Genomic DNA, 11,164 nt, shown 5'->3' with positions numbered 1-11,164 from the left:
GGGATGTAATGTTGATCAACCTAGGAATTTAGCAAAATCAGTGACAGTAGAATAAATATAATTTACTTCTTAACTCAAATAGAAACCCTACACCAAAATTATTTAGTAGTAAATAAGCAAACTTTAGGGGTAAAGTTTTAACTTGGTGTATAGGTTTTTGTAGTTTTTTTCCAAATCTTTTAATTTCATTAATTATAGTAGTTTGCTTAAGTGATAAAAAACTTTTGTGAACTATTTTAGTTTAGCAATCATATTTACTACTTATAAATACACATATAATATCAATTGTGCCACTTGTTAAGTATGTGTGTAAAATTAACATAATCTCAACTATATTTATAAAATATAATTTTCTTCATTAAGATAAAGTATATAAAAGAACACATCGGGATAATTTTTTTATTCATAGTAAGAAATATTTTTATTTATCTTAAGTACTTGATGTTTAGATAAATTTAATAAATTTTTAATTCCAAATAATGGAAAACAATAATATAATTTTTTCTAATTCCATATTTAATCATTACAAAAAAAACCACTTTAATGTAGTAAAGAAAGACATAAAAAAAATGCGCTTGATTAAGAAAAGAGATCTGTTTTTTAATTATTTATATCTTATAAATTCTGCTTTATTATTGATAGTGTTTTTTAATTTAAACGCTGTAAATTCCTTGATTTTTTTAATATCGAATATTTTATTTTTAAAGTTTTTTAAAACATACAAATACGAACTCTTAATTTATTACAAAAAAGCGCATTTTACAAAAATGACAATCCTAAAAAAAGAAATAGAAGAAGTAGAAAAATGTATCGATACTTTAAAATAGCGATTTTATCCCTTACTTTCCTAAAGTATTTATTTTAAGCAATTTCTTGATAAAGAAACCTTCAAAAAAGTACTTTTAATGGAACAGATTATCGGTAAATTATTTTAATCTTAAAGGCTTCGGTCTTTTTGGTATCCTTTTTAATGTTGCTCGAAACGAGTTAACCTTGCAGCTTGGATATGCCAATAAAAACACCTATTAAGTTAAGTAAAACAAGGGGACTAATAAATTATTGTGTTAAAATAGTTGGGGGTTTAAGGCTAACAACCTTAGCAAAAATTACAGCTTTACTTTTGAGCCAAGTAAAATAAAGACAAGGATTAATTACCATAACAAAGCTGGTAATAAATAGCTAGCCTAACATCATCTATTTCCTCCTCCCCAATCTTGTCATCCCAACAAAGGAGGGAACCCACAAGTAACACCACAAACTAATAATTATAAAAATTTCTAAAATTTCTTTAATCTGTGTTCCAAAAAACCAACTCCCCAATCTTGTCATCCCAACAAAGGAGGGAACCCACATCAAACTCCACAGACTTGTCATCCAGCAAGGATCCCACATCAAACTTCACAATCTTGTCATCCTGTAAGGATCTTACACAAAGAATAAAAAAAACTTTGTGCAACTCCGTGTTCCAAAAAAGTTTCTAATTCCCAATTCACTCAAAACCCAAACGTATTAGTCCTCAAAGCATATAAAATTACCCAACTCTTAGAAGTATAAGATCTTCAAAGCATTCTGTAATTAAATATTAGTGATATATTTTACAAGAATCGAATTGTATATAGAAAATAAAGTTATTACAAACGTTATCAATAAAAACGATACAGCTCTTGTAAATTCCAGATCAAAGGAAGAATATAATAACAAAAAAAAGTAATTATTAGGATGGATATGATGTTCATCCAAATACCTTTTTTTACCATGTCTTCAATTTTTAAATAGCCCGAACCAAATACAACGGCATTTGGTGGTGTTGCAACAGGTAACATGAAGGCACATGAGGCAGCTAATGTTGCACTAACTAATAAGATATAGGGATGTACATTTAGTATTACAGCTAAAGACACTAAAACAGGTAATAGCATAGCAGTTGTTGCCATGTTTGAGGTAATCTCTGTTAAAAAATTAATTGAAGTTATTAAAATAAAAAGTAAAAGTAAAACAGAAGTACCTTCAAGCATTGTCAAGTGATTTCCTATCCATGTGGCTAAACCACTTGTTTCAAAACCACCTGCTAAGGCCATTCCACCGCCAAAAAGAATTAAAATTCCCCATGGAAGGGATACAGCATCTTCCCATGTCATTAGTGCTTCATTATTTTTCTGACTAGGTACAATAAATAGAACCAATGCACATAAAACAGCAATAATAGTATCATCAATTTCAGGATTAATTTTTACCAATAAAAACGATCTTGTAATCCAAGCAAGTGCAGTAATTAAGAATACTACAAAAATCAACTTTTCTTGATAGGTTACAGGGCCTAATTTCTTTAACTGGTTTTCTATTTCTTTTTTTCCTCCTGGGAATTCTTTTTGAGTGGCTTTAAAAGCAAATCGTGTTAAATAGAGCCAGCATAAATAGAGTAAGATAATACTTAAGGGAAAACCAAACATAAACCATTGCAAAAAGGTTATTTCAGTTTTATAAGTCTTTTCAATAACAGCTGCTAAAACAAGATTTGGAGGAGTTCCAATCAATGTTGCCATTCCACCAATGGAAGCACTATAAGCAATGGCAAGCATAAGCATTTTACCAAAAAGCAAATTTTCGTTTTTTATAGTTTTCGGATTATCATTTAATTGTGCAATAACGGCCATACCAACAGGTAAAATCATAACGGCTGTAGCTGTATTAGAAATCCACATGGATAGAAAGGCAGTTGCAATCATAAATCCCAATACAATGCGATTCATGTCTGAACCAACAAATTTAATAATTGTTAAGGCTATGCGTTTATGCAAATTCCATTTTTCAATAGCTATAGCTAAAATAAAACCACCGAGAAATAAAAAGATATATTGGTGCCCGTAGCTGGCAGTTGTTTCATGCAATGATAAACCTCCACTCAAAGGAAAGAGAACAATAGGTAACAATGATGTCATTGGAATTGATATAGGCTCAGTTATCCACCAAATCGCAATCCAAGTTGTGGAAGCTAAAATACCAATAGCGGCATCTGTCAAACCCTCAGGATGAAAAAAAAGTTTAATTAAAACGAATAAAAGGGGCCCTAAAAAAAGCCCTATTTTCTTTTTTGATATTTTCATATATTCTTAATTGAAAAGTAATGTAGCAGCTTTTTCTGAAGCTTTTATATAATCATGATCAGCATTCTCTATAAAATGAAAACTCCAATTAAAACTAGTAGGTACTGATAATTGTTGACAAAATTGAAAAAAATAAATTGCTCTTTCTTTTCGATTTAGACCTTGAGCATCCGCATATTCATTATGTCTTAATCCGGAGTCATTAGGGTTGTCATCATTTTCACCTACTTGGATGTAAACTTTTTTAGATAAAAAACCAGGTATTGACATACCTAAAAGGGGACTTTGAGAAAGACCATAGGGAAAATTTATGCTAGTATCTGGAAACGTATACCAACCAGAAGCAGAAACAACTGTTTTACCCACTCTTGCATAGGGTTTAAATAGTAAAAAACGATGTGCAAATTGCCCACCTGCTGAATGTCCAAATACATCATACTGTGAAGTACTGTTGTCTACTTGTGTCTTTACAAAATCGAATAATGGTTCAATTATAGAAAAAGTCCATTCATTTTCGGGATGCAAGGTACTTGGTGAAGGATTATCACCATCAACAAATACATTCCCTAAGTTGTAAGCATCACCACCAGGAAAATCTTGTTCAGAAAACTCAGGTACAAGTAGTATAAAACCTAATAGTTCTGCTTTTGCAACCATTGCATCTCTATAATCTTTAGCATTTCGATCTGTACCATGAAAAACAAATAAAATGGGAGTTGTTGCTATTTTAGTGGTAGGAATATAATAATAAACAGCTAGTGTTTTAGTATATGAAATTACATCATAAGTGTAACTAAAAGATCCTGACCCACTTGATAATTTATCCAAAGGAATAGGTGTCTTAGGTTCATTTATTTCATCATTTTTACTACAAGAAGTTAATAAAAAACACTGAATGATAAGGAGACAAGGAAAAAAAATATTTATTGTTTTCATGTTTTAATAGTTGCTTTGAGAATTTAGTAGAACAAATTAAGTTTAAAAGGAAGTACATTTGTAATACCAATTATTATAAAAAATGAATACCAATCATAATTTTGCCATCCATAGAATTCAAAAAGAATTTGAAATTCAAAAAAAGAAAAAACCATTCAATAAATATATTGTAATATACAGGTCAATGAAGTATTGTATAGAAAATATTGAATTACCACATGACTGGTTGTTACCATCAACACGAGTGTTAGCAGAAGAACTAAAATTATCAAGAACCACAGTACTAAAGGCATATGAATTATTGATGCTTGAAAAATTGATTGTATCAAAAATAGGATCAGGATACAGGGTTAACTTTGAAAATACCAAAACACCTAAAGTAGACTCCTTAAAGCCTAAAATCAACAATGAATTATATCCTACTATTTCAAGCAAAGGAGAATCATATTTAAATAATATTGCGCTCATAAATAGATTGCCAAATAATAATTTAGCTTTCAGACCAGGTGTGCCACCGATTGATGTTTTTCCAATAAACCAATGGAAAAGTCTTTTAAATACCTACTGGAGATATGTTAAATCTTCTGGTTTAGCTTATTCACAATCTACCGGATTAGATGAATTAAAAAAAAGTATTGCAAATTATTTAAATGTGAGTCGAAATGTAAAATGCACTTATGAACAAATTGTAATTGTTTCTGGATCCTTGCAATCATTATATTTAATAGCTAATACCTTAATAAATAAAGGAGATGCTGTAGTCTTAGAAAACCCTTTATTTCCAAATGTTCATTCTGTTTTTAAAAGTTCACAAGCAGAGTTAATTCCAGTTGAGTTAGATGAAGAAGGTATAAGTTTAAATCAGCTAAATAAAATTAAAGATAAACACCCAAAACTGATCCATGTAACACCTTCCAATCATTATCCATTAGGGACAAAAATGAGTCTTAAAAGAAGATTAGAAATTTTAAAATGGGCCTCAGATAATAAAGCATTACTAATTGAAAATGATTACGAAAATGAAATAGCCAATTTATCTAGTAACATGCCAACAATTTATAGCCTCGACACGGAAGACAGAACAATTTATATGGGTACCTTTAACCGTCTTTTACATCCTTCGATTCGGTTAGGTTATATGATTGTTCCTAAATATTTAACCAAAGTAGTAGAAGCTTTACAAGAACATTCGCATCGTTTTGTTTCTCCTTCTATTCAAATGGTAATGAATCAATTTATTGATAAAAATTATTTATACCAACACATTAAAAATTGTGTTAATGCTGCAAAAGAAAGGCATGATCTATTTATTTCTGAATTTGAAAGAGAATGTCAATCAATGTATATTCAACAAAAAACATTCGCAAGCTTTCATTTGGTAGCTTTTTTTAAAGAGGATGTTAGTGCTGATTATGAAAAAGAAATTATTCGGAAACTAAACGAAAATAATATTACTACATTTTCATTAAGCAAATGCTATATCGGAACTCCACAAAAACAAGGTTTGATTTTAGGGTATGCTTCAATTAGACCTACAATGATAAAGAAAGAAATAAAAAAAATGGGAACTTTTTTATGAATATATAATTTTAGATAAAAATTGGTATTGCTTTTTTAAACAGATTGGTACCTTTTCGGACTTAGTTTTTAAATTAGTTTTATAAAAAATTAAGACTATAACTAATTTAATACCTAATTATTATGAAAAAAAAATACTCTTTATTAGCGCTAGTGATAACCTCATTATCTTTGGCACAGAGTAACTATCTTGTAGAAAATTTTAATTATACTGCAGGTGATTTATTAACAACACACAATTGGATGGAACACAGCGGTGCAGGAACAAACGTTATTGAAACAACAGCCGCAGGTTTAACTTTTACAGGTTACGTAGGAAGTAATATAGGTTTAGCAGCAGGTGTTGACAACACAGGTTCTGACATAAACAAAGCCTTTGATGGTGCCATTTCAACTGGAAGTGTTTATACTTCTTTTTTAGTAAAGCCGGGTGTTATTCCATATACTGATACTAACAGTAATCCTTATTTCTTTCATTATGGCACAGTGTCAACTGCTCCTAACTTAAATTCAGCCTTTAGAGCAAGAACATTCATTCTTCCTGGTACAGATCCAACTACACAAATAAAATTTGCACTTAGCTTTAATAGTACATCTCCAGCCACTGCCGAAATTACAGCTGATTTTGATAGTAACAACACTTATTTAATGGTTGTTAAATATACTTTCAATGCAACTACGACATCAGATGATACAGCAAGTTTGTATGTTTTTAATGTTGGGGATAGTTTCACTACTGAACCTGCAACTCCTACAATAGGCCCAGTAACGGGTAGTGCAGCAGATGCAACTTTAATTGATGCTATTGCATTAAGACAATATTCTGCCAATCAAAATATTCTTGTTGATGCTTTTTATGTTCGTACTGTATGGGATTTAGTTAATCCAGGAGTTCCTTTATCCACTAAATCTTTTGACAACAAGAGTTTTTTAATCTATCCTAATCCTGCCTCTCAAGGACTAGTTAACCTAGACATTGAGGGAGTAAAAGATATTACTATTTATGATGTTAATGGTAGAATTGTACTGCAACAAAGTACTTCTTCAAACACACTTGATGTAAGTCAAGTTAAACAAGGCTTTTATCTAGTGCAATTAACAACAGCAGGTAAAACAGTCACTTCAAAATTAATTATAGAATAATAGTTGATTTAAATTAAATTTTTTTATGAAAATAAACACAAGTACACTAGTACACTTTAGACTACTTTCTATTGTTGTTTTTTCTGCACTATTTGCCAGTTGCACAACCGATGATATTGCTCCAACATTAATTGAATTTAGTGCTTCTCAAAGCAATTTGAATGAAAATGGAGGAAGTATAACCATTACGGCCAAGTTAAACGGTCTAGCCTCTGAGCAAATAATTATTCCTTTAACAATTACGGGTACTGCTTCACCTTCAGCGGATTACACAGTGTCTTCAAATCAAGTAATCATTAATAAAGGTTCCGATACGGGAGAAATTAGTATCAATGCAGTAGATGATACTGAAATAGAAGGAATTGAGATAATAGATATTACCCTTACTACCACAGGTAATTTAGTAGTAGTAGAAGACTATCAAATTAGCATACAGTTATTAGATGATGATTCAGATACTGATAACGATGGTGTTTCCGATTCTGAAGATGATTGTCCAACAATACCCGGAGAAATAGCAAACAATGGCTGTCCTTATTTGGGATTTCTGATCAATGAAGTGTTATATGATCCTGCGGGTGATCTTACTGGAGATGCCAATGGCGATGGCGTAAGAGATGCCAATGACGATGAGTTTATAGAGTTTTATAATTCAGGACCAGCATTAGATATTAGCGGATATAAAATATACGACGCAACAGCTTTAACGAATAATGTACCACGACATGTTTTCCCTTCTGGAACAATTGTACCAGCTAATGGTGTTGTAATCGTTTTTGGAGGAGGAACTCCAACAGGTAATTTTAGTGGAGCGATTGTTCAAACCGCATCAGATGGGCAAATAAACATATCAAATGCCGGTGATATTATTACAGTTGAAGATGCTTTGGGCAATGTAGTAGTAACTTTAGATATTGCACCTTTTTCAGCTAATCCGGATGAGTCCTACACAAGAAATCCAGATATAGTTGGTGATTTTGTGCAACACTCAAGTATAGCTGAGGCTTCAGGAGCTTTGTTTTCTCCAGGAAAAAAAGTTAACGGAACTTCGTTTTAATGAAACCAAGTAAAAATGGATAGCACTTTTATAGGACCAATTGTATCGCTTCTTTTTATAGTGATTACGGCACATTTATTACTAAAGAAATATAATCCTCATGCAGTATTACTGTTTTCTGGATTACTAATGCTATCAATTGCATTGGTTTTAAATTACAAGACGCCTCAGCTGTCTGAACCTTCTGGATTTGGTGGATTTGATCTTTTTAAATTTATAAAAGAATCTTTTGTAGCAACAAATGCAAATGTAGGTTTAATGATAATGATTATTGGTGGATTTGTAGCATATATTGATAAAATTGGTGCTTCAAAATGTTTAGTACATGTAGCGATGAAACCGCTTGGGTTATTTAAAAAATATCCTTATTTAGCCGCTTCTTTGGTTATTCCAATAGGCCAAATCTTATTTATAGCTATTCCTTCAGCAGCAGGTTTAGCGTTGCTCTTAATGGCTTCTTTATTTCCTATTTTAACAAATTTGGGGGTAAGTAGAACCTCAGCAGCTTCAGTGATTACCGCTAGTACAGCTCTTGGAATTGGTCCAGCTTCAGTGATAACCGCAAGTGCAGCAAATATTGTTGAAATAGACGCAGTAAGTTTTTTCATTAACAATCAAATCGGTATTGCTTCAATTTTAAGTGTAGTAATGATGGTTTCATATTATTTTGTGAATCGATATTATGATGCTAAAGATCCAGCGTCAGTAGAAGAAATTATTGAAAAGAAAGAAGAAACCATAAAAGCACCTCTTATCTATGCAATAATTCCAATAATTCCAATAGTGTTGTTAATCGTTTTCTCCGAACTATTTAATTTATTTCCTGTTCCAATAACCTTAGACACTACAACGGCTATGATTATTAGTTTATTCATAGCGCTTGTTTTTGAAATGGTTAGAACTCGTGATATCAAACAGGTTTTTAGTTCCCTAAAAATATTTTGGGATGGAATGGGAAACATCTTTAAAGGAGTTGTAACGCTAATTATTGCCGCAGATATTTTTGCTAAAGGGTTAATAAGTTTGGGATTTATTAATGGCTTGCTTGAATTGTCTCTAAATTTAGGATTAAATGCAGCAGGAATTATTATCGTTATGACAATCATGATTTTTTTAGCCTCAATGCTAATGGGAAGTGGAAATGCAGCATTTTTTGCTTTTGGACCATTAGTGCCAAAAATCGCAACCAAGCTAGGAATTAATAGTACTTCAATGATCTTACCTATGCAACTATCTGCTTCTATGGGAAGAACCGTTTCTCCAGTAGCTGGAGTTTTAATTGCAGTTTCAGAAATTGCAGGTGTTTCAACATTGCAAATTGTAAAAAGAAATTTAATACCCTTAATAGTAGCATTGCTAACAATGCTATGCTTTGAAATTATTTAATTATGCTAAAACTAATAAAAAACGCTGAAATATACGCTCCTAAATATTTGGGGAGAAAAGACATTCTTATTGCAGGTGAAAAAATTGCTGCCATAGAGGATAACCTCGATGAATTTTCAAAACACGCTACAGTGGTTTGGGATGCTAATGGTAAAATAATAACTCCTGGACTGATCGATCAGCATATTCACATAATAGGAGCTGGAGGTAAAGATGGTTTTGCATCAATGACTCCAGAAGTAACGCTTAGTGAACTTATTGCTTGCGGAACAACAACTGTAGTCGGACTCTTAGGGACAGATGGAACAGTTAGAAATATTAAAACGCTTTATGGAAAAGCAAAAGCATTAGAACAAGAAGGAATTTCTGCCTATATGTTTTGTGGATATTATGGTGTTGATTCGGTTACAATTACTGATAGTATTCAAGGAGATATGATTTGTATTGATAAGGTAATTGGTTGTAAAATTGCAATTAGTGATATTCGTTCTTCTTATCCTACGGCTACCGAATTATTAAGAAAGTTAAGAGATGTAAGAGTAGGTGGTTCTATTGGAAACAAAAAAGGAATACTACACATTCATCTAGGAAATTTAGAAACCAAAATGGATATTCTTTTCGAACTTGTAAATAAATATCAATTTCCCATTGAGCATATCTCTCCAACACATGTAGGAAGAACAAAACCTCTTTTTGAGCAAGCTATAGAATTTGCAAAACTAGGAGGATGTATAGACATAACAACGGGAGCTTCAAAATATACTGATCCATACAAATCCGTACTGTATGCCCTTGAGAAAGGAGCTAGTATTGACAACATAACTTTTAGTTCAGATGGCCATGCTGGTCTTACTAAACTTGATGAAAACGGAAATAATATTGGCTTCAAAAAAGCACCCATTGAACAAAACTTGTATGAGGTTATTCAATTGATTAAAAAAGGAGGCATTAATATCGAAGAGGCATTTAAAATTATTACCACTAATCCAGCAAGAAACTTAGGGTTAAAAGAAAAAGGAAAAATAGAAGTTGGATTTGATGCAGATTTGTGTGCTTTTGATGCAGATTTTAAATTGCAGGATGTTTTTGCAAGGGGGCAACAAATTATGGTTGACGCTAAAATAATAGGTAAAGGAAGTTTTGAATCTTAGTTTTAAAATAGTACATATGAAACTTATAAAAATAATTATAGTTTTTGGTTTATGGGTAGTAACATCACAAATGTATGCTCAAAATATTACAAGGGATGCTTATGAGTTTGGCGAAGGATTACAGTTCAGAACCACAGACGGTAAAGAACTTAAAATAATTGGTTACATACAGCCTTATTTTGAAACTAAACACTACACAAGTTCCGATGGACCAGGTGCAAACAATAGATTTAGAATGCGTAGGACTAGAGTAAGATTTGACGGTAACTCTAGCAATAAAAGATTCAGTTATCGAATGCAAGTTGATTTAGGTGGAGCTACAGAAACGGAAGATATAGTAGGTAATTATTTACTGGATGCTTACATATCTTATGATGTGACTAGAAAAATAAATATCGCTTTTGGGCAACGCGCGACCTATACAGATAACAGAGAGTTATTTATGAATTCTAATTCTTTGCAACTTGTAGAGCGAAGTAGATTAACTTCAGCTTTTGCAACCATAAGGGAATTTGGGTTGTTTGCTCAAGGGGATTTTAGAACTGGAGGCAACTCACATTTAAAACCCTACTTCGTACTTACAAATGGAGATGGAGCAAATGTTATGGGCAAAGACCATGGAGGTTTAAAAGTGGGGGGTAGAGTTGATTTTCTTCCTTTTGGATTGTTTACTAATTTTGGTCAATTTAGACAAGCAGATGTTGTTAGAGAACGAGCTCCTAAACTAGTTGTTGGAGTTAATTATAGTTTAAACAATGGTATGAGCAGTCGAAGAGGACGTGAAACGGGTTCCATTTTATATCTAAATG

7 protein-coding genes and 1 pseudogene are annotated in these 11,164 nt (G+C 31.9%); 6 read left to right on the top strand and 2 right to left on the bottom strand.

Annotated elements, in window-relative coordinates; genetic code table 11:
- Positions 1-1,643 precede the first annotated feature (1,643 nt).
- Positions 1,644-3,104 carry a DASS family sodium-coupled anion symporter gene (locus AACZ53_RS10935; RefSeq protein ID WP_339838242.1) on the bottom strand — a complete coding sequence of 487 codons (1,461 nt, stop codon included), beginning with the start codon at positions 3,102-3,104 and terminating at the stop codon, positions 1,644-1,646.
- A 6-nt stretch (positions 3,105-3,110) separates the two neighbouring features.
- A complete protein-coding gene (locus AACZ53_RS10930; RefSeq protein WP_339838240.1) occupies positions 3,111-4,040 on the bottom strand; it encodes a hypothetical protein in 930 nt (309 codons plus the stop codon).
- An 82-nt stretch (positions 4,041-4,122) separates the two neighbouring features.
- Here AACZ53_RS10930 and AACZ53_RS10925 point away from each other — a divergent pair, with 82 nt between their 5' ends.
- From AACZ53_RS10925 to AACZ53_RS10900, 6 genes and pseudogenes are all read left to right on the top strand, one after another.
- Positions 4,123-5,619 (top strand): PLP-dependent aminotransferase family protein, encoded by a 1,497-nt coding sequence (locus AACZ53_RS10925; RefSeq protein ID WP_339838237.1) that lies wholly within the window; start codon positions 4,123-4,125, stop codon positions 5,617-5,619.
- Positions 5,620-5,741: 122 nt separating this feature from the next.
- Positions 5,742-6,761 (top strand): T9SS type A sorting domain-containing protein, encoded by a 1,020-nt coding sequence (locus AACZ53_RS10920; RefSeq protein ID WP_339838234.1) that lies wholly within the window; start codon positions 5,742-5,744, stop codon positions 6,759-6,761.
- A gap of 25 nt (positions 6,762-6,786) precedes the next feature.
- Complete coding sequence (locus AACZ53_RS10915) at positions 6,787-7,818, top strand: lamin tail domain-containing protein (RefSeq protein WP_339838232.1); 1,032 nt, start codon at positions 6,787-6,789, stop codon at positions 7,816-7,818.
- A gap of 15 nt (positions 7,819-7,833) precedes the next feature.
- Positions 7,834-9,204, top strand: coding sequence for a C4-dicarboxylate transporter DcuC (dcuC, locus tag AACZ53_RS10910; RefSeq protein WP_339838230.1), 1,371 nt, complete (start codon positions 7,834-7,836; stop codon positions 9,202-9,204).
- Between the two features lie 2 nt (positions 9,205-9,206).
- Positions 9,207-10,355 carry a beta-aspartyl-peptidase gene (gene iadA, locus AACZ53_RS10905; protein WP_339838227.1) on the top strand — a complete coding sequence of 383 codons (1,149 nt, stop codon included), beginning with the start codon at positions 9,207-9,209 and terminating at the stop codon, positions 10,353-10,355.
- A gap of 16 nt (positions 10,356-10,371) precedes the next feature.
- A pseudogene (locus tag AACZ53_RS10900) lies at positions 10,372-11,164 on the top strand (porin); the annotation flags it as partial.

The sequence above is a fragment of the uncultured Flavobacterium sp. genome, from assembly GCF_963975005.1.
Lineage (GTDB): Bacteria > Bacteroidota > Bacteroidia > Flavobacteriales > Flavobacteriaceae > Flavobacterium.
Note: the sequence above shows the minus strand (reverse complement) of the source record. Positions and strands in the feature narration are given on the sequence as shown.

Excerpts from the sequence above, each read along its gene's own strand:
- AACZ53_RS10935 (WP_339838242.1), bottom strand. The coding sequence starts at position 3,104 with ATGAAAATATCAAAAAAGAAAATAGGGCTTTTTTTAGGGCCCCTTTTA.
- AACZ53_RS10930 (WP_339838240.1), bottom strand. The coding sequence starts at position 4,040 with ATGAAAACAATAAATATTTTTTTTCCTTGTCTCCTTATCATTCAGTGT.
- AACZ53_RS10925 (WP_339838237.1), top strand. The coding sequence starts at position 4,123 with ATGAATACCAATCATAATTTTGCCATCCATAGAATTCAAAAAGAATTT.
- AACZ53_RS10920 (WP_339838234.1), top strand. The coding sequence starts at position 5,742 with ATGAAAAAAAAATACTCTTTATTAGCGCTAGTGATAACCTCATTATCT.
- AACZ53_RS10915 (WP_339838232.1), top strand. The coding sequence starts at position 6,787 with ATGAAAATAAACACAAGTACACTAGTACACTTTAGACTACTTTCTATT.
- dcuC (WP_339838230.1), top strand. The coding sequence starts at position 7,834 with ATGGATAGCACTTTTATAGGACCAATTGTATCGCTTCTTTTTATAGTG.
- iadA (WP_339838227.1), top strand. The coding sequence starts at position 9,207 with ATGCTAAAACTAATAAAAAACGCTGAAATATACGCTCCTAAATATTTG.